An 18,577-nucleotide genomic window follows, 5' to 3' on the forward strand; every position below is an offset into this window, starting at 1 on the left:
TCACAATACCAAAAATATTTATATTAAATTCAAAAAATACTTAGAATTACGGAATACATATCACATTTGTATTATACGTAATATAAAGTAGCTTTTAATTAGCACGACTTAATCTCTTCTACATACTTTTTTATAGAAACATCCTTAGTAAGATTCTTTTCCAAATAAGCCCTACCTCGCTTACCCATTTCAGTCAAAGTAGAAGTACCTTTTTCCTTTAGAAACCTCTCGATCATAGCTTCTACTTCTTCGTAGTTACCCGGATTAGTCACATACCCACACTGGGTCTCTTCTATAATTAATCGTGCTTCTGCACCAGGCTCTAATACCGCAAGCACAGGTCGCTGAGCCCCACAAATCCCATACAATTTCGATGGAACTGAAACACCTTTAATGCCTTTTGCTGATACACACCAGTGAACATCACCGGCATTCAGGCTGTAGACTAGATCTGCTTTATCCTGATAAGGGATGAAAGTAACATTTTTGAGGTTGAATTTTTCCTTATATAGAACCAGCTTATCTCGGATAGAACCCTCTCCTACAAATGCGAAAGCCACATCATCCCTATCTTTAAACTTCTTAATGACATGCATTAAGTTCTCAAGGTCATAATAGAGGCCTAGATTACCAGAGTACATTATGATAAATTTATTTTCCAATCTGTATTTCTTTTTGAAAGCTACCACTTTTTCATTATCGGAAGGCAGAGGATAAATTTCCTTCTCATCAATCCAGTTATTGATAAACATATGATTCGGTACCTTCTGTCCTTTGAATCTACTCTTCAGAGTTTCAACCATATCACGACCTACAACTATTACCTTGTCAGCACGTTTACAACTAAATTTATCGAACCATAACATTGCTTTCAGAATTAGTTTATTATTACTATATCCAACAGCCATGGTCTGCTCCGGATTGAAGTCCTGAATATTGTAAATGAACTTTGCTTGCTTCATCCATTTACCCCAAACGCCAATCAGACCTCCAAGGATAGGCGGTTGAGAAATGGAATACACATAATCCATCTTTCCAACTTTAAATGTGGCAACCATAGCTCCAAAGAAGTATGCTATGATATTTTTAATTCTGCTGATTTTGTTGCCCTTAGAGAATTCTGGAACACGGATTCGGATAATCTTTACACCGTTGATTTCTTCCTTATAAAACATCTTTGTCTTATACTCAGTAGCAACCTTGCCTGTATAAGAAGGAACGACACAAATTATTGTTATATCAAATGCATGAAGCATTCCTTCTGCCAATTCTCTTAAAATCTGACCTGTGGAAGCGACATCTGGAATGTAGTAATGTGCATATATTAAAAGCTTCTTCTTTTCAGTCTTTATCTTTTCAATCATGTGTATCTCTTCCCTATCTGTTGAGGCTCCATCCATATGCATCGATGGCAAAGATTAGACTACAATAGCCTCTATATACTTGTCTTTCGTTTAATCTCTCTTGTAAGGTCCCGACTTTATACCTATTTTCGAAAACGGCTTCAAGCTCATTACCGTATCAATTACTCTCTCAAATAAGATAAGAGATTTATCTCTCTTGTTTTATGAAGTAAAACCAATTCGATAATTTAATTTCTGGTCAATTACTTCACTTATATCATATAATAGGTATTTTTAAATACGTGCCTAATTTATACCTAAACATTATTGTACTTTTCATCTCTTAGAATGAACTCAACGTTATAAAACAAGCTTTTCTACTAATAAAGGAACTAGCTTGTACTGTACAGAATCTTACCGAGACTATTATCACTGATTTCCGAACTAGATACTTGAAGTAGTTTCATGCTTCTCTTTATATATCACGTTCTGCTTATATTATTTTAATTAAATCTTATTTCAACATAAATTGCTGAACTAAATATAAAGACGGCTGACTGTTTGGATGTACACATTATTGCTTTACCATCCTTACGGCTAGCCGTCTCTGATCATACAATCTAAATCTTAATCAAACATCTTCTTAACTCTATCTTCTTTCTCAACCTTTTTCATATCATGAGTTACCATAATACGAACTAACTCTTCAAAAGAGGTTTTAGTAGGATTCCATCCCAATAAAGTTTTTGCTTTCGTAGGATCACCTAACAATTGATCAACCTCTGCTGGACGGAAGAATTTAGGATCAATCTCAACAATTACATCTCCTGTTTCCTTATTGACTCCTTTTTCCTCAACACCGTTTCCAGTCCATTCAATTTCAATCCCCGTATGTTTAAATGCTAATTCTACATACTCTCGAACAGAATGCATTTCACCAGTTGCAATTACAAAGTCCTCTGGTTTGTCATGCTGAAGAATTAACCACATACATTCAACATAATCTTTTGCATAACCCCAATCACGTAATGAATCTAAGTTACCTAGTGTTAGGTTCTTTTGTTTACCTTGTGCAATACGTGCTGCTGCGAGTGAAATTTTTCTAGTTACGAATGTTTCTCCACGACGTTCTGATTCATGATTAAATAATATACCATTTACTGCAAACATGTTGTAAGATTCTCGGTAGTTCTTCGTAATCCAGAATCCATAGATTTTCGCTACACCATATGGTGAACGTGGATAGAAAGGTGTTGTTTCTTTTTGTGGAACTTCTTGAACCTTTCCATATAGTTCAGATGTTGAAGCCTGATAGATACGAGTTTTCTCTGTTAATCCTAAGATACGTACCGCTTCAAGAATATTTAATGTACCCTTTGCATCTACATCTAATGTGTATCCTGGCATATCAAAGGAAACCCGTACATGTGATTGAGCTGCTAGATTATAGATTTCATCAGGTTGTGTATCTCCTATAATTTTCGTTACATTTAAAGCATCTGTCACATCACCATAATGTAGGTGAAAGTTTTTGTTATTTAGTAACGCTTTCGCTTCTTCTTCACTAAGTAGATCCTCTAAACGCTCTTGGTTATAGGAAGAGGCTCTTCGAATAAGACCGTGTACCTCATACCCTTTTTCTAATAAAAATTCAGCTAAGTAAGAACCATCTTGTCCTGTTATACCAGTAATTAATGCTTTTTTCATAATGTCCTCCGATACCTCATTTATCTATTATTTTAATTAGTTAACTTTTGCTGTTACGTTATCTAAAAACCATTGGTAAGCTTTTTCTAATCCGTCTTCTAAAGTTGTATTTGCTTTCCATCCTAAAGAATTCAATTTTGTTACATCAACAAGCTTACGCGGTGTTCCATCAGGCTTGCTGGTATCAAATTGAATTTCTCCTTCATAGCCAACAACTGCTTTGACTTTTTGAGCTAGTTCCTTTATGGAGATATCTTCGCCAACACCGATATTTACGATTTCATTTCCTTTATAATGATTAATTAAATAAACACAAGCGTCAGCTAGATCATCTGAATATAGGAATTCACGTTTAGGCGATCCTGTACCCCACACTTCAACAAATGGAGCATTCGTTTTCTTTGCTTCATGAAATTTGCGTATAAGTGCAGGTAATACATGTGATGTATGCAAATCAAAATTGTCATTTGGTCCATATAGGTTCGTTGGCATAACCGAAATATATTTAGTCCCATATTGACGATTATAGGACTCACACATTTTAATTCCCGCAATTTTCGCAATCGCATATGGTTCGTTTGTAGGCTCTAACTCGCCAGTAAGCAAGTATTCTTCCTTCAATGGTTGTTGCGCAAATTTCGGATAAATACATGTACTTCCTAAAAATAATAACTTTTCAACACTATTTCGATAGGCAGCATCAATGATGTTTGCTTGAATTAATAAATTATCTCTTATAAAATCAGCTGGATATTCATTGTTCGCTACAATGCCGCCAACCTTAGCTGCTGCTAAGAATACATAATCCGGTTTTTCTGTTTCAAAAAATTGATCAACTTGACCTTTATCACGTAAATCTAATTCTTTGCTAGTTTTATATACTAAGTTCGTATACCCTTCATTTTCCAATCTTCTTACAATAGCTGATCCAACTAGCCCTCTGTGGCCAGCAACATAAATCTTTGAATCTTTTTTCATCTATTTTCACCCTATCCTAAAAAGCATTTTTTGATCCGAATAATACAATCACGGTTTTAAAAATAATCTTTAAATCAAACAAAAAGCTGCGATTTTCAATATAATATAAGTCCATTTCGACCATTTCTTCAAAACCAACACTGTTTCTTGCACTAGCTTGCCAAACACCCGTACATCCAGGAGTTACAAGTAATCTTTGCATATGATATGGAGTGTATTCTTCGACTTCCCTCAGTAATGGTGGTCTCGGTCCTACTAGACTCATATCACCCTTTAATACATTGAATAATTGAGGTAATTCATCAATACTTGTTTTTCTTATAAACCTGCCAACCTTTGTTACTCTAGGGTCATCCTTCATTTTAAACATGGCACCCTCTATTTCATTAAATTTCAGCAATTCTTCAAGCTTTGCCTCCGCATCAGTCTCCATTGAGCGGAATTTATACATTTTAAACTCTTTTCCGTTTTTACCGATTCTTTTTTGAGAAAAAAAGATCGGCCCTTTCGGATCTTCAAATTTTATGAGTAATGCAACGATGAATAATATGAAACTTAAAAGGACTAAACCAACTAGTGCACCAACAATATCTAAAGATCGCTTGGAAAAGGTATAGATGACACTTTGCTTTGCAAATTCTGCGGTGAGTGCTTCCTTTGAAGATGTATGAACTGAATCATGTTTTACTAGGTTTGACATCTCATTCGCTCTCCTCACCTACAGTTTTACTTTTTCGTTAGCTACTAGTTTCTCCATCAGCTCGAGAAGCTGCTCTTTTAGGTCGTCATGTTTTAATGCAAATTCAATCGTTGTTTGAATAAAGCCAAACTTCTCACCTACGTCATAACGAACTCCTTCAAAGTCGTAAGCATAGACAGATTGTTCTTCATTTAAATGTTGAATGGCATCTGTTAGCTGAATTTCCCCGCCGGCACCTGTTTCTTGATTTTCTAATATTTCGAAGATTTGAGGAGTCAATATGTATCGACCCATAATCGCCAAATTCGATGGTGCAGTCCCTTTGGCAGGTTTTTCAACAAACCGATTTACTTTATGAAGCTTCCCGTCCTTCTCTAATGGATCAATGATCCCATAACGGTGTGTTTGATCATCTGCAACATTTTGAACACCAATGACCGAAGAACCTGTTTTTTCATATTCATTAATAAGCTGTTTTAAGCAAGGTATATCTCCTTCAACAATGTCATCACCAAGTAAGACAGCAAACGGCTCATCCCCAATAAACTTTCTCGCACACCAAACTGCGTGTCCAAGTCCCTTCGGTTCCTTTTGGCGAATATAATGAAGATTGATTTCAGATGAGTGCTTCACCTTTTCCAAAAGGTCGTATTTCTCTTTATCAATCAGATTCTGTTCTAGCTCAAAGTTATGATCAAAATGATCTTCGATAGCCCGCTTTCCTTTACCGGTTACGATAATGATATCTTCAATTCCAGAAGCGATGGCTTCTTCGATAATGTATTGAATTGTTGGCTTGTCTACAATAGGCAGCATTTCCTTTGGCATTGCCTTTGTTGCAGGTAAAAATCGTGTTCCCAGTCCTGCTGCTGGTATAATTGCTTTTTTAACTTTTTTCACTTTACATCCCCCTTGGCTTATCTAACATTGACTAATTTTTTATTTATTACGGTTGGTCTACCCATTGAGTGATATTCGATAGGATAGTTTTCAACTTGCTTAGGATCATAGCAATTTCGACCATCAAAAATAACTGGCTGCTTCATACACTTTTCAAATGTTTCTAAGTCTAAATCTTTAAATTCATTCCATTCCGTTAAAATTAACGCAACATCTGCATCCTTTAATACTTCAATAGTGCTTGAAACATATTGAACCTTCGAATCCAGTAGTTTTTTAGCATTTTCCATCGCTACTGGATCATACGCAACAACAGTTGCCCCTTTTTGAATTAACTGTTTTGTAATAACAATCGATGCCGCTTCTCTCATATCATCCGTATTTGGCTTAAATGCTAATCCCAATACTGCAACCTTCTTACCTTCTAAGCTATCAAATCGTTTATCTAATTTATTTAATAGAATTTCCTGTTGCTTTTGATTTACACGAATAACACCTTTTAGCAATTCAAATTGATAATCAACATTGCCAGCAATTTGCACAAGTGCTTTTGTATCTTTCGGGAAGCAAGAACCGCCATAACCAATTCCTGCATTTAAAAATTGCGAACCAATTCGGTTATCCTGCCCCATTCCATTGGCTACATCCTCTACATTCGCTCCAACCTTTTCGCAAATGTTTGAGATTTCGTTTATAAAGCTAATCTTTGTTGCAAGAAAGGCATTTGCTGCATATTTAATCATTTCAGCACTGCGAATATCTGTTTTAAAAACAGGAATACCAAAAGGCTTATTAATTTCCTCTAGCGTAGATGCAGCTGCTTCATTATCTGCTCCGATGACGATACGATCGCCATTAAAAGAATCATAAATTGCAGACCCTTCACGTAAAAATTCAGGATTTGAGACAATGTCAACCTTCACATTGTTCACAAGATTCATTTGAATAACTTCTTTAATCCAGTCATTCGTTCCCACAGGTACTGTGCTTTTCGTCACAACAATGACATTCTTTTTAACATGAGTTGCAATGTCCTTAGCTACTTGTTCAACAAATGAAAGATTAGCTGATCCATCTTCTTTTTCTGGAGTGCCGACAGCGATATAAATCACATCAGCATTTTCAAAGCCTTCATGATGATCTGCCGTAAAAAACAAACGCTTTTCCTCAATGTTTTTCTTCATTAGTTCATCTAAGCCTGGCTCATAAATTGGCGATATCCCTTCACGCATTTTATTTACTTTATTTTGATCAATATCAATGCATGTCACCGTATGTCCAATCTCAGATAAGCATGTACCAGTTACTAAACCTACATAGCCAGTTCCGACTACAGCAATTTTCATAATGTTCACCTTTTCCTATTAAAATAAAAGTAAAATAGTTAACGGAAAAGTACTTTTATATAAGTACCCTTTCGTTAAATATCTCTTTCATATTTAGTAAGCATATAAATAAATGGGCATCTAACCCACCCTCACATCCCACTACCGACAACAAGTGTCTAAGGTACCGAAGGCACCCACAGCGTGACCGAGTGCCTCCATTGATAACGGTTAGGAGACATCACCAATGAACAACTTAAAATATCCCTAGAAACTTCTTGCGTTTAATTTGCCTTGGCTCTTGTTTATACACGGTTTTTCCATGTATGAGAAGTTCAGCATTTTCATGAAAGAAATAAACTGCCTGTCTCCCAAACTCCTTTTCTACAACAGAAATCGATTCTCTCATTCGAAAGCTTCTCGTTGAGATATTATGGGCATCCGAAGAGATAAAATGAGTTTGGTTCGTTTCAATCAATTGCATCGAAAACTTTTGAATTTTCTTACCAAAGTGTCCTGTTATACTCCCCGCAGTAACCTGTGTTAGAGAGCCTTTCTTAACTAAGTTGAATAATATTTCAGGATTTTCAATCAATTCTGAATTTCTCTCTGGATGAACAATGACAGGAGTGAATCCTTTTAACTGAATATCAAATAGAAGCTTCTCCGTATATCTAGGAACATGTCCGGAAGGCAATTCAATAAACAAATAGTGTGAATGATTAAGAGGAAGAATATCTTCTTTGTCAAGGTCCTCAAGTAATTCGCCGTATATTCTTGTTTCCTGTCCCGGCAAAACCTCTAACGGAATATTCTCGTTTTGTAGAATGTTGTTAAGCTCAACAACTTTCTCTAAAATATCTTGTTTCCTATTAACATACTTTCCATTCTGATGATGAGGTGTAGCAATGATCTTCGTAACGCCTTCTTCTACAGCTAACTTAGCCATATTTATCGCATCTTCTACCGTTTGTGCACCATCGTCCACTCCAGGTAAAATGTGACTATGTATATCAATCAAACTACCCGCCCCCACTTAGAATTTATTGGTTATTATTTAATTCTATTTTCCTATAACTTTTCCATACTTTTAAACCTTGCATTGAAAAAACGCAAAGAAAAGAGGGGGATCTCGTCAAGCGAGACTATTTTCCCCCGTAGTAGTAATAATATTGACTGTCTTGAACCTTCTTGTTGTTTAATACCACACCGAGTATTTTTGCTTTGGCACTTTCAAGTAGCTCTTTTGCCTTCTTTGCAGACTCTATCTCTGTTTTTCCGCTGCTCACAACGAGAACTACACCATCAGTTAAGTTTGACAATACTTGCGCATCTGTTACAGCTAATACCGGTGGCGAGTCAAAGATAATGACATCATACTCATCCTTCGCCTGCTCGATCATTGCCTGCATTCCTTTTGAACCTAATATTTCCGATGGGTTTGGAGGAATCGGACCGCTGGATAATATCCAAAGTTTATCTTGAGATGTTGTTTGAACTGCCTCTTCAAGTGTCGATTGTCTTGTTAACACGTTTGATAATCCAATATGATTTTCAAGTCTAAAAGTATAGTGCACGGTTGGTTTACGTAAATCTGCATCTACTAATAGGACACGTTTTCCTTGCTGTGCAAACACAACAGCTAAGTTTGCAGTTGTTGTTGACTTTCCTTCTCCTGGACCTGATGAAGTGACAATCATCGTTTGCAGCTCTTCATCAACACTGGAAAATTGTATATTGGTACGAATGGTCCGAAATTGTTCTGCAATTGGCGACTTCGGATTTGTCATCGAGATTAAGCTTCTATTTTGCAATTGGAATAATTGCTTCCGATCCTTACGAGCCAACAGACTCACCTCGCGTTCTTAACGTTGTTGTTTGACTAGGTTGTTCCTTCATTTCATCATTCATATTAATCGTTGTAATTGCGCCTAAAACTGGAAGGCCAAGTTGATTTTCAATATCTTGTTCCGTTTTAATTGTGTTATCTAAGTATTCAAGTAAGAATGCTAAGCCTACACCAACCATTAAGCCAACCACTAATGCAATCGCCATATTTAGCGCCGGCTTTGGTTTTATCGGTGATGGATCTTCACCAATTTGCGCTTGTGTTAGGATTGTAACATTATCCACATTCATAATTTTAGAAACTTCCGTTTGAAAAGTTTTCGCAATGGAATTTGCAATCGCTGCTGCTTGTTTTGGATCTTCATTTTGAACAGCGATATTAACAACTTGAGAGTTTTGTTCACTAGATACGGTAACTAATTCATTAAGCTCTCCAGATGTCATATCTAGTTTTTGTTGTTGAATTACTTTATCTAAAATAGCAGGGCTTTTAATAATAACATTGTACGTATTAATCAATTGAAGATTCGTTTGAACTTGGTTTGCACTGTATAACTGTTCTTCACTTTGTGTTTGGTTTACAAGAATTTGTGTTGAAGACTGATAAATTGGTGTTAGGAGAAAATAACTAACGATTCCGCTCGTTGCCGTTGCAATGGCTGCGATGATTATAATAAGAGAAAGACGTTTCTTTAATGTGAGAAACAGCTCTTTCAAGCTGATTGTTTCTTCCATGATAACCTCCAAAATTTTAATCAATTATAGTAATAAGACTAGACTATTATAATGAAATTCGTTCTATATATCTATATGAAAGCTACATTTTTTTACAAAATAGGATGTTTTTCTCCTTGTTTTATTACTCGCAGGTTTCATTCTACCACTTTTCTGTCAGTTTTTTTACAGTTTTTTTAGAGAAATTTGTACCAAATTGTAACTGAAAACGGTTACTACATTGATATTACTCAAAAAAATTTTTTCAAATATATTTCAAATATATTTCAAATTTTTAATACTTTAGTCGTGACACACTTTCTGAATCTATGAGTATTGAACGTTTTAATTATCAGTCATATGTTTCATTTATCCTGCAAATCTTACCAAATTTTAATTTTGTACTGAAGTGTTTCTGTCATTTTTATAACAAAGATATACCTTTGGATTTAATTGATATCAGACTTTTTTATTAACGATAATGGGACTGTTTGTGATATGAGTCGAGGGATCTAGAAAGATTTTGTTTCGAAGATTAAGAGGCAAACATTGCAATAGAAAACGAATGCCTCTTTTTATCCATGGTCATTTATCTTGAATCGTGATCTCTTCCGTACCTCCCATCATATCTCCAGACTCTATGATCCATTTATCTGCTTCTTGATTATATTGAAACTTGGATAGAATTCGCGATTTTACGTTTGTGCTGTTAAAGGCATTCGCCAGCGCTTCTGCCTCCGTGAGATCTGCTCCATCAGGTTTATGACTGTCTAACACCTTTATCTCCTTTGCTTCTGCCTGACCTGGGTATGATTCCATGAGCATGTCAAAAGAAATACGAACTTTGTCCCCTATTTTGAGTGAATCTGGAGTGTTGGAAAAGTAAATCGGGCCGTAGTTTTGGTTATTGTCTTTTATGTTTGGATTGACAACCAGGACCTCGTTTCCATTCTTTTCAACGACATAGCCTTCTGTTTGCATCGAATGTGCCGCAGGCTTTTCATCAGTGCCTTGTGTTGTCGATTTGTTTGATCCACAGGCGAATAACAGACATGAGATTAGAGTAAGTAGGATAAAAGCATATTTGCTTTTCATTGGAAAACCTCCATTTTATAAATGATCCTCAATTGACAGGTCTGTTGTGGACTCATCCATTAGGTTCATCACGTTTATCTGCCATGTGTCAGATGTTTTTTCGTAAAATACTTTTGATAAGATATGTCCTTGTTTTAGCTTCTGTTTATGTGTCTGTAGAGACAATTCTTATCGCCTCGGCCTCTGATAATTCAGCCCCTTGAGGCTTTCGGCTTTCTAGTTTCTTTGATTTTAGTTGTTTTTGCGTGTGCCGGGTAGGAGGTCTCCACGACTTCATAGGTTGCTTGAACTCTGTCGCCAATTTCAACTGAATGTGGGTCATTTGTGAACCAAATGGCATCATACATCGTCTTTCCCCCCTCTATTTTTCTTGGGCTCGGGTTAACGACCAGAATGTTGCCGTTTTCTTTTTTAAATACATAGCCCTCGATTTCTTTTGGTTTGATCTCATCAAACCAAGGCTTAGCTGCTTCTTCGGCTGGATCCTCCTCCCCCTCTTTTGATTGAGGTTGTTCACTTGTTGTCAAGGAAGTTTGTTTATTTGAACCGCACGCCAGTACAAAAAAGGTGAGACTTAAAAACATCAATAAAAGCATTGTTTTTTTCAAAAGACTCCCTCCTTTGCAAAAAATTGACACCATTACTAAATTAGACGACCTAGGTATGAAAGGGTTTCAGAGAAAATACTGGACTTTAAGCACGGATAAAAAAGTCGAAATTTGTAAGAATTTGCCCTTGTTTAGCAGAGGTTTCCTATACTATAATTTAAAGCGCTTACCTATAAATGAACAGTTTCACCCATAAAATAGAAAAAAGAAAGGGCTAAGTTTGATGGCAAAATCGATATGGATGACTCCTGAGGAGATCGAGAGGACAAAGAAGCGAAATAAACTGATCTTAATGATTGCAGTACCAGCTGTGACGATTCTTCTAAGTGCCAGCTTAACGCTATTGATGCATTAATTGATCACATAAGTACATACATACCTTGTTTGCATGATTGATTTGGTGTCTTTATTTTGCACTTATATTTTTTGAACATTCATCACATGTTAATAAGCAAACAACAAAAGCGACCTTGTCTTCTAAATGAGAATCACAAGGTCGCTTTATTCTTTCCTTTTTACCATTCCATTTTTTCCTTTCAGTTTAGACCGTTTTCTCCTTAGACTCTTCTCCAACCGTAGCAGATACTTGATTAACTAAATAGTTCAGGTAGGAATTTAACTCAAAGCGTTCACCCTTTATAAAATCCTTTAAATCAAGCTTCTTCTCCTTTGCCATTTTCCCTCTCTCCTTTCTTCTTATCTCCATGATTACCAAACTAGTAAATTCTTATACTTAAAAACGATCAATTTTTAACATTTTTTAGTGAAGTTCGTTTAATGCCTTCGTCAAGCGCAGGAACTCTTCTCTGTTTCTCTCCTGTAACGACTGGTCAATTCCTTTGCGCAGCTGCTCCTTTTGAAAATCGCGTATCGCTTTGTCGACGATCAGCTCTGCAGCTAGAGCGTCAAACATTTCCTTTGTCTGTTTGTTCACGGTATTAAGTGAATTCTTATCCATCCCGACATCCACTCCTTATTTTTATCTCTTTCTACCTTATATAGCCATCCTCTTCCTGCCTTAAACCTGCTAACTTGTCACTTTAGCTAACGAGATGGTGCTGCCTGTTGCTTTTATTTTAAGAAATTTGGAAGGATCTTACCTTGTTCTTGTTACGTAAGATGACGTTCTTTCTGGGTGTTTGAAAAAGACACCCCATGATCGGGTGCCTTCACTTTAAATACACGTCCAAATTCATTCCGTTCACATGGCTTTTCCAAATCTTTTTGTCAATTTTCTTCGCCTCTTTAAATTCATCGATGAAAATGAGGTCTGCCCCTAATAAGGCGGTTAATTCAATTTGTGTGTGTTCTTTCTTCTCGATATGGTCAGCATAATGGAAGATGACCGTGACTTTGCCTGAGTTGCCTTTTGCTCCCATCGTTATCGCCTCCTTTTCCTTGTGAAGTCTTAGTAGTTTTTGCCACTCTTTATCGTTTTATTACCTTTTGCATATAGTCATAAAGACATAAAAACCAGGTCTAAACTTTTAAAATTTTAGGTTAAATTTTACTAATTTCCATAAAAACTATATACATTGAAAGCGTTTTCAAATATAATAAGGACAAGCTTAAAGTAATCTACCATAAAAGATAAAGGAGTGCTGATCATGGAACAACAAGGAAATGTGTTTAACGGAATTATGTGGGGAATGTTGCTAAGTATTCCATTGTGGATGGCCTTCTTTCTAGTCGTTAAAAGCTTTTTATAAAATTTAGATCGTACAAATATATTCAACCCATTCTTCCCCTTGTTTGCTTGATGGAACAAGGGGTAAGAATGGTTTTTTGTTATTTATGCCATCTGCTTTCCTTCATTTTTTCTGCTGTGTTGAAATAAGGCTTAACAGATGTATGTCCGATCGCATAAAAGCCGTTTTCCGGGTCCCAAATTGAATACGCGTTTAAGCTTTCGGCAAAATCCTCATGATACTTTCCGGGAACCTTATAGATTCCTTCATACTCGAGGTTTTGATACTCTTGGACAGGTAGATAAAAGGTTCCGGATATGTCCTGCTCTTCCTCCAGGAATTCCTTTAATGCATAGCCTGAGGCAGCATGGTCATGATGCGGGTCATTGTAAGACAAGGCATGATGGGTTGCAGACGGATACCTCACATTCAATTCCTTCATAATCTCTTTGACCTCATCCTTTTGGATATCACCATCAGGCAGCTGGTACACATGAACATCTTCATCAGCCACACCTAAGGCTTTCACTGATTTTTTAAATTCCTTTACCCGCGCTGCTGCGAATTCGTCTCTTGATATCGTTGGCAGCCCTTTATCGGTTAGTTTTTGATTGACTTTCTCAAAGGCTCCGCTCGCCTTCCCCTCTGATAATAAAACAACCACGATTTTGTCGCCGCGTACTCGATGTTCCAAAATCGATGGCCCTAAGCTAAGCACCTCATCATCGGCATGTGGCGAGTAAAAGACCGCCGTTTGCTTTTCATTGCAGCCCGCTGCGATCGTCAATAAACATGTTGAAAGTAAGACAAAAAGAATTCTCATTGAAATCCTCCATTTTCAATTGATACCAATTATGATAGCATTTTTTTATATGTCATTTACCACTCATTCTACAAGCTAGTGTATAATTTCCTAGGAAAGAATAAAAGGATTTGAAAGGAAACCATAATGGAACAATCGCAACAAAAGCCTACTAAAAAAAGAATTTATTCCCTTGATATGGCACGGGGATTGATTGTCGTGTTATCCGTGTTTTTAAGCGCCATTCCCGCTGGCGGTTATGAATATTTACGTCATGCAGGGTGGTACGGCCTGACGATCATTGATCTCATTTTGCCTGCCTTTATCACGATTTTTGGGACAAGCATGGCCATCGCTTATCAAAAAGGTGTCGTATGGGAAAAAATCATCAAACGAACGATACGCCTTATTGTATATGGCATCATTTTTACGATGATTGTCACCTGGAGCCTCGATTTTTCCACGCTCAGGCTAACAGGGGTGTTACAAATGTTTGCCTTGTTAGGGATTGCTACGGTGACGATTACGAAGTTTATCAAATCGCCAATCAAATTAGTATTGATCGCCTGCTTTATTCTTTTTGTCTATGGAGCCGCCATGCTCTCAACAAGCCAGTCATGTGAAGGCGGCCTTCCACAGCCAACCTGTAACCTTTCAGGACTTATTGATGAGAAGGTGTTTGGCGAAAACCATATGTATGCCCAAGGAGAAAGGGGCTTTGATCCAGAAGGACTTGTTACAAGCTTTGCCGCATTAGCGAATGTCCTGTTCGGTTATGCGATCGGACGCTTAATCTTGACGAAAAAAGAGAGCGGCGGCTGGAAGGAAATCTTGTTGTTGGGTGTGTTGCTCGTGATTCTCGCCCTGCTTGTCCATCAAGTGCTCCCCTTTAATAAAAGAATGTGGATGCCATCGTTCGCTTTAATCTCTGCTGGTGTAACGGCCTTTTTAATTTCAGGCTTTTATTTACTTGCCGACTATCGGAAACACGTCGATGCGAAAGAGACAGCGCTTGGACCGCTTGTTACGTTTTTGGAAGCCTTTGGCCGCAACAGCTTTTTAATTTACTTCGGGAAGTTCATTATCGCTTCGGTAATGACACATATCACACTTGCAACAACGAAAGGACAGCAACCCTTATCAGCCCTATTGCTGCAATGGATTGAATCCTTCAGTCCTCTGCCGCAATTAACCTATGCCTTGTTGATGCTGTTGTTTTGGACAATCGTTGCGCTTACGCTGCATAAGAAGAAAGTGTATGTGAAGGTGTAATCGATAAAACGTGGCTGATCCATCGATTGAGCCGCACGTTTGGAAATTCGGACCTAGAATCTCTCATCCATTCCTACAAAGAGGCTGGAGAATATGTTTGGCCGCTGATGAAGGAGCATTGCCGAGTTTGGCTATTTTATCCAGGCTTAAGGAGAGATGGTTAGACAGACGCTTGAGGTAATATAGGTCTTTTCTATGAATGGGCGCAATTCCCGAGTAGAATTGCGCTCTTTTTTTATGCCAATTTTCTTATTTTTTATCTAACTATTGCCAATTAAGTGTTATAATGTATGTGAAATGTATCACAAATAAATAATCAGTTACATACAGTGAAATGACATGCTTCTTCTAAAATAAGATCTGCTTTCTTTCACCATTATGTTTTTACAATCTACTATTCTATCATCCTAGTTTGAAACTTTATTATAGAGGTGATCCAAATGAAACCGAAGCCGATCTATGTCGAAATTCCCATTCAGGCCAATATTGATGAGGTATGGCGGATGACGCAAAGCCCTGAACTCCATGAGCAATGGGATTTGCGTTTTTCTTCCATTACCTATTTACCGAAAGAATCTGAGGAGGATCCCCAAGAATTTTTATATGAAACGAAAATAGGTCTGGGCCTTAAAGTGGCTGGCTGGGGAAAAAGCATCGGGACACATCATAAGAAGGATGGCTCAAAAACCTCTTCACTGCACTTTGGTACTGACCAGAAGATATCACCGATTCGTGAAGGGAAAGGGTATTGGCGCTACATTCAAGCAGATAATGGGATCATCTTTCTTACGCAATATGACTATGAGGTGCGCTACGGTGCCCTTGGGCGGCTGATGGATCTTTTTTTTCGTCCGCTTATGGGGTGGGCAACTGCGCTTAGCTTTGATGTGCTGAAACGCTGGATTGAGAAAGGAGAATCTCCACGGGCACAGTACATACGTTTTTTTAGCAACGTCCTTATCACCATGCTGTTTTTCTTTGTTTGGCTGTATCATGGGCTGGTGCCGAAGCTGATTGCCCGGCATCCTGAGGAAATCTCCATGCTATCGCAATTGGCTGCATTTGAAAGAACTGCTGCTGAATTAGCCGTAAGCGCTGTCGGGATTCTCGAGATCCTTTTTGCAGTCGTTTGGCTCCTTTACCGTAAGAAAAGACATTTACTTAGGCTGCAGCTGCTTATTTTTCCGATCTTAACCATTAGTGCCTTACTAGCTGATCCTTCAATCTCGTTACATCCGTTTAATCCTGTTACGTTTAATGCCGGTCTTTGGGTGCTTTCGTTGCTCGGCTTCTTGTTGGCAAAAGATGTGCCCACGGCAGCAAGCTGCAAGCGTACGAGAAAGGGTGGTGCATCGTGACAATCTATCGCGACCTTTTAGGGGAGGATTTCCAAAGGCTTCACCCGATGCTGCAAGCACGTTATGCCTTGCCTATTGACCAGCCGTTTTTTGCCGTTGGCACGATGGCAAAGATTGAAACTGGTGCTGCTTGGTTAACACCTTTTTTATCGATAGCGACCCGCTGGAATTTTCTTTTTCCCGAAAGCGGTGAGAATGTGCCGTTTTCTATTAAAAATACGTGCAGGCGCTTGCCAACCGGTGAAGCGGAAATCTATTGGGAGCGGAAATTTTACTTTGAAAAGGTGACAAGGCATTTCCATGCGTTTATGACCATTGATAAAAAGCGCAAGGTTGTGAAGGATTATTTAGGAGAGCCGAGCTTATTTTATTCCGACTTATCATTTACGGTAACCGCTGATGGGCGCATGCGCATCCACTCAGGTGCACAGCGTCTGTTGATCGGCAAGCATGAGCTTCCGATCCCGGCTATGTTCCAAGGAAATGTAACGGTTGAGGAAGGGTATGATGAGGTGCGGGAAGCATATTCGATTCAAGTTGATATTCAAAACCGTTTGCTAGGAAGGTTGATGAGGTATGAAGGCGAATTTAAAGAGCAGTCTTATTAGTCCAATCACTATTGCAGGGCTTCTTTTCTTCTTAGGAAGTACAATTTTGACAGACCAGCCCTACCTGCTGATGCTGACAGCTGCACAACTGATCTTCGTGCCCATCATGCTCCAGCTGCTCTTGGAGACAAAGCGATACACCGTTCTCATTCATTGGATGGCGATGCTCGCCGTTTTCTTATTGTTTACTGTCACATCAAGTACAGGGCAGATTATTCTCGCTTTTCTATATTTGCTCTTTACTTGTTATGTTGCCTTTAGAGGTGCACAGCGCTTCTTTCAGCGTGGTTTTACCAATTGGGCAGAGATCTCAATTGATATCGGGATGATGTATTTATTTATCGGAGGATTATGGTTCTTTGCTTATATAGCGGGTATCGATACGGGCTTTAGTCCGCTCATCACTTGGTTAACAGCAATCCATTTTCATTACTCGGCATTTTTATTGCCGGTTTCGCTTGGACTATTTGGCAGGCTGCATGATTCTGCCTTGTATCGGGTGATTGTCTCAATCATTTTGGCAGGCCCGATGCTCGTCGCGATTGGCATCACCTTTTCGCCGATCCTTGAGGTTCTTTCAGTCTTGTTGTATATTTTTGCGATTTATAGCTTTATCATTCTTGCTTTTCGCACTCGTTTTGCTTCACAGCTGCAGGGAGTACTTATTCGCCTTTCCTACTGTGCCTTAGGCATCACGATCTTATTTTCCATGCTTTATGCGGCAGGCAATGCATTTGGTCTTTGGTCTATTAGCATGGATGTTATGCTCACATTCCATGGCTTTCTCAACTGTGTTGTGTTTGGCTTGGCAGGTGTCATTGGCTGGGTGCTGGCCCCACCGGCAACGAAGCAGGGCGAGTGGAATTTCCCAGTTAGCCAACTTCGCGGGAGATTAAAAGATTCAGGCAAACCATATGCCGGGCTTGTTGATCATTTACATGAATTCGTTGACACAAAGGCGCTGCCAAAAACCATCGTGGATTTTTACGAACAAACAAATCAGTATCAATTATTGGCTTCCGTAAAATGGGCAGTCTGGTTTAAACCATTTGCTTTTTGCTACAAATTGATCAGCACCCGGCTTCAGCAGTTAAACCTGCCGCTCACAAGCAAGTGGACGGAAATGACCTTTACCTTGCAAGCTGTTGATCCTCTGTTGGACGGAAGACAAAGGCCGCGCGCTTGGATACGTCAAGTGAACAACAAAACCGTTTTTACAGCGATTTATTCACAGCATGAATCAGCAGGCAGAACGTATATGAATATCGCACTTCCTCTTCCGGGTTCATCGATGATCGGAATCCTGCAGCTTGACGTGGTAGGCGATTCTCTTATTCTATCAAGCAAGGGAAACGGAGACGCAGGTATTTATTTAGCAGTTGGCCGGAATCTTTTCATGCTGCCGCTTTCTGAATACTTTTACCTTACAGAGACAAGCGAAGGACATCTTACAGCAAAGCACTGGATGCGGATCTTTGGCATTCCTTTTTTACAAATTGATTATTTGATTCATGCAAAGAAGAATTTTACATAAATTTCCCCCCAGAATGGTACCCGTATTGTAAAAACTTTTATATTAAAAAAGTTAATAATCTTTGAATTTAAGGGCTTTAAATGCAAAAAACTTGCCA

Annotated in this window: 20 protein-coding genes; 5 read left to right on the forward strand and 15 right to left on the reverse strand. The window is 38.3% G+C overall.

Going from position 1 to position 18,577, the window contains the following annotated elements; genetic code table 11:
* Positions 1-98: 98 nt before the first annotated feature.
* The 11 genes from Q1B07_RS20685 to Q1B07_RS20735 form a co-directional block, all read right to left on the reverse strand.
* Positions 99-1,364, reverse strand: a complete 1,266-nt coding sequence (locus tag Q1B07_RS20685) for a glycosyltransferase family 4 protein (RefSeq protein ID WP_299093709.1) — start codon at positions 1,362-1,364, stop codon at positions 99-101.
* Positions 1,365-1,970: 606 nt separating this feature from the next.
* Positions 1,971-3,050: a GDP-mannose 4,6-dehydratase gene (gene gmd / locus Q1B07_RS20690; protein WP_299093708.1), complete on the reverse strand. Its 1,080-nt coding sequence runs from the start codon at positions 3,048-3,050 to the stop codon at positions 1,971-1,973.
* A 36-nt stretch (positions 3,051-3,086) separates the two neighbouring features.
* Entirely contained in the window at positions 3,087-4,028 is a 942-nt protein-coding gene (locus Q1B07_RS20695) for a GDP-L-fucose synthase (protein ID WP_299093707.1), read from the reverse strand.
* A gap of 16 nt (positions 4,029-4,044) precedes the next feature.
* Positions 4,045-4,728, reverse strand: coding sequence for a sugar transferase (locus tag Q1B07_RS20700; RefSeq protein ID WP_299093706.1), 684 nt, complete (start codon positions 4,726-4,728; stop codon positions 4,045-4,047).
* Positions 4,729-4,746: 18 nt separating this feature from the next.
* Positions 4,747-5,628, reverse strand: a complete 882-nt coding sequence (gene galU / locus Q1B07_RS20705; protein ID WP_299093705.1) for a UTP--glucose-1-phosphate uridylyltransferase GalU — start codon at positions 5,626-5,628, stop codon at positions 4,747-4,749.
* Between the two features lie 17 nt (positions 5,629-5,645).
* Positions 5,646-6,974, reverse strand: a complete 1,329-nt coding sequence (locus tag Q1B07_RS20710; RefSeq protein ID WP_299093704.1) for a UDP-glucose/GDP-mannose dehydrogenase family protein — start codon at positions 6,972-6,974, stop codon at positions 5,646-5,648.
* Positions 6,975-7,209: 235 nt separating this feature from the next.
* Positions 7,210-7,974 carry a CpsB/CapC family capsule biosynthesis tyrosine phosphatase gene (locus tag Q1B07_RS20715; protein ID WP_299093702.1) on the reverse strand — a complete coding sequence of 255 codons (765 nt, stop codon included), beginning with the start codon at positions 7,972-7,974 and terminating at the stop codon, positions 7,210-7,212.
* A 124-nt stretch (positions 7,975-8,098) separates the two neighbouring features.
* On the reverse strand, positions 8,099-8,800 hold the full coding sequence (locus tag Q1B07_RS20720) for a CpsD/CapB family tyrosine-protein kinase (protein ID WP_299093701.1): 702 nt from the start codon (positions 8,798-8,800) through the stop codon (positions 8,099-8,101).
* Positions 8,790-9,536, reverse strand: a complete 747-nt coding sequence (locus Q1B07_RS20725) for a Wzz/FepE/Etk N-terminal domain-containing protein (RefSeq protein WP_299093700.1) — start codon at positions 9,534-9,536, stop codon at positions 8,790-8,792. The genes Q1B07_RS20720 and Q1B07_RS20725 overlap by 11 nt, the downstream gene beginning before the upstream one ends.
* Positions 9,537-10,100: 564 nt before the next feature.
* A complete protein-coding gene (locus Q1B07_RS20730) occupies positions 10,101-10,610 on the reverse strand; it encodes a DUF3221 domain-containing protein (protein WP_299093699.1) in 510 nt (169 codons plus the stop codon).
* A gap of 191 nt (positions 10,611-10,801) precedes the next feature.
* Entirely contained in the window at positions 10,802-11,218 is a 417-nt protein-coding gene (locus tag Q1B07_RS20735) for a DUF3221 domain-containing protein (RefSeq protein ID WP_299093698.1), read from the reverse strand.
* 223 nt (positions 11,219-11,441) lie between these two features.
* Between Q1B07_RS20735 and Q1B07_RS20740 the strand changes: the two genes are divergently transcribed.
* Entirely contained in the window at positions 11,442-11,573 is a 132-nt protein-coding gene (locus Q1B07_RS20740) for a hypothetical protein (RefSeq protein WP_299093697.1), read from the forward strand.
* Positions 11,574-11,759: 186 nt separating this feature from the next.
* On the opposite strand, the gene Q1B07_RS20745 is transcribed toward Q1B07_RS20740, so the two are convergent.
* The 4 genes from Q1B07_RS20745 to Q1B07_RS20760 all read right to left on the reverse strand — a co-directional run bounded on the left by Q1B07_RS20745 (position 11,760) and on the right by Q1B07_RS20760 (position 13,729).
* The gene (locus Q1B07_RS20745; RefSeq protein ID WP_299093696.1) at positions 11,760-11,894 is read right to left on the reverse strand and encodes a hypothetical protein; all 135 of its coding nucleotides are present in this window, start codon (positions 11,892-11,894) and stop codon (positions 11,760-11,762) included.
* 84 nt (positions 11,895-11,978) lie between these two features.
* Positions 11,979-12,176 carry an IDEAL domain-containing protein gene (locus Q1B07_RS20750; RefSeq protein WP_299093695.1) on the reverse strand — a complete coding sequence of 66 codons (198 nt, stop codon included), beginning with the start codon at positions 12,174-12,176 and terminating at the stop codon, positions 11,979-11,981.
* Between the two features lie 211 nt (positions 12,177-12,387).
* Positions 12,388-12,597, reverse strand: coding sequence for a hypothetical protein (locus tag Q1B07_RS20755; protein ID WP_299093694.1), 210 nt, complete (start codon positions 12,595-12,597; stop codon positions 12,388-12,390).
* A 409-nt stretch (positions 12,598-13,006) separates the two neighbouring features.
* Positions 13,007-13,729: a PIG-L family deacetylase gene (locus tag Q1B07_RS20760; RefSeq protein WP_299093692.1), complete on the reverse strand. Its 723-nt coding sequence runs from the start codon at positions 13,727-13,729 to the stop codon at positions 13,007-13,009.
* 126 nt (positions 13,730-13,855) lie between these two features.
* On the opposite strand from Q1B07_RS20760, the gene Q1B07_RS20765 reads away from it, so the two are divergent.
* From Q1B07_RS20765 to Q1B07_RS20780, 4 genes are all read left to right on the forward strand, one after another.
* Entirely contained in the window at positions 13,856-14,980 is a 1,125-nt protein-coding gene (locus Q1B07_RS20765) for a heparan-alpha-glucosaminide N-acetyltransferase domain-containing protein (RefSeq protein ID WP_299093691.1), read from the forward strand.
* 440 nt (positions 14,981-15,420) lie between these two features.
* Positions 15,421-16,338, forward strand: coding sequence for a DoxX-like family protein (locus Q1B07_RS20770; RefSeq protein ID WP_299093689.1), 918 nt, complete (start codon positions 15,421-15,423; stop codon positions 16,336-16,338).
* The gene (locus tag Q1B07_RS20775; RefSeq protein WP_299093687.1) at positions 16,335-16,946 is read left to right on the forward strand and encodes a DUF4166 domain-containing protein; all 612 of its coding nucleotides are present in this window, start codon (positions 16,335-16,337) and stop codon (positions 16,944-16,946) included. The genes Q1B07_RS20770 and Q1B07_RS20775 overlap by 4 nt, the downstream gene beginning before the upstream one ends.
* Complete coding sequence (locus Q1B07_RS20780) at positions 16,915-18,480, forward strand: YndJ family protein (protein WP_299093686.1); 1,566 nt, start codon at positions 16,915-16,917, stop codon at positions 18,478-18,480. The genes Q1B07_RS20775 and Q1B07_RS20780 overlap by 32 nt, the downstream gene beginning before the upstream one ends.
* The last annotated feature ends 97 nt before the right edge of the window (positions 18,481-18,577 follow it).

Source organism: uncultured Metabacillus sp., assembly GCF_947503125.1.
In the GTDB taxonomy this organism is placed as follows: domain Bacteria; phylum Bacillota; class Bacilli; order Bacillales; family Bacillaceae; genus Metabacillus.

Excerpts from the sequence above, each read along its gene's own strand:
- Q1B07_RS20745 (WP_299093696.1), bottom strand. The coding sequence starts at position 11,894 with ATGGCAAAGGAGAAGAAGCTTGATTTAAAGGATTTTATAAAGGGTGAA.
- Q1B07_RS20755 (WP_299093694.1), bottom strand. The coding sequence starts at position 12,597 with ATGGGAGCAAAAGGCAACTCAGGCAAAGTCACGGTCATCTTCCATTAT.
- Q1B07_RS20780 (WP_299093686.1), top strand. The coding sequence starts at position 16,915 with ATGAAGGCGAATTTAAAGAGCAGTCTTATTAGTCCAATCACTATTGCA.
- Q1B07_RS20725 (WP_299093700.1), bottom strand. The coding sequence starts at position 9,536 with ATGGAAGAAACAATCAGCTTGAAAGAGCTGTTTCTCACATTAAAGAAA.
- Q1B07_RS20770 (WP_299093689.1), top strand. The coding sequence starts at position 15,421 with ATGAAACCGAAGCCGATCTATGTCGAAATTCCCATTCAGGCCAATATT.
- Q1B07_RS20740 (WP_299093697.1), top strand. The coding sequence starts at position 11,442 with ATGGCAAAATCGATATGGATGACTCCTGAGGAGATCGAGAGGACAAAG.
- Q1B07_RS20750 (WP_299093695.1), bottom strand. The coding sequence starts at position 12,176 with ATGGATAAGAATTCACTTAATACCGTGAACAAACAGACAAAGGAAATG.
- Q1B07_RS20710 (WP_299093704.1), bottom strand. The coding sequence starts at position 6,974 with ATGAAAATTGCTGTAGTCGGAACTGGCTATGTAGGTTTAGTAACTGGT.
- Q1B07_RS20765 (WP_299093691.1), top strand. The coding sequence starts at position 13,856 with ATGGAACAATCGCAACAAAAGCCTACTAAAAAAAGAATTTATTCCCTT.
- Q1B07_RS20760 (WP_299093692.1), bottom strand. The coding sequence starts at position 13,729 with ATGAGAATTCTTTTTGTCTTACTTTCAACATGTTTATTGACGATCGCA.
- Q1B07_RS20695 (WP_299093707.1), bottom strand. The coding sequence starts at position 4,028 with ATGAAAAAAGATTCAAAGATTTATGTTGCTGGCCACAGAGGGCTAGTT.
- Q1B07_RS20685 (WP_299093709.1), bottom strand. The coding sequence starts at position 1,364 with ATGATTGAAAAGATAAAGACTGAAAAGAAGAAGCTTTTAATATATGCA.
- Q1B07_RS20700 (WP_299093706.1), bottom strand. The coding sequence starts at position 4,728 with ATGTCAAACCTAGTAAAACATGATTCAGTTCATACATCTTCAAAGGAA.
- Q1B07_RS20730 (WP_299093699.1), bottom strand. The coding sequence starts at position 10,610 with ATGAAAAGCAAATATGCTTTTATCCTACTTACTCTAATCTCATGTCTG.
- gmd (WP_299093708.1), bottom strand. The coding sequence starts at position 3,050 with ATGAAAAAAGCATTAATTACTGGTATAACAGGACAAGATGGTTCTTAC.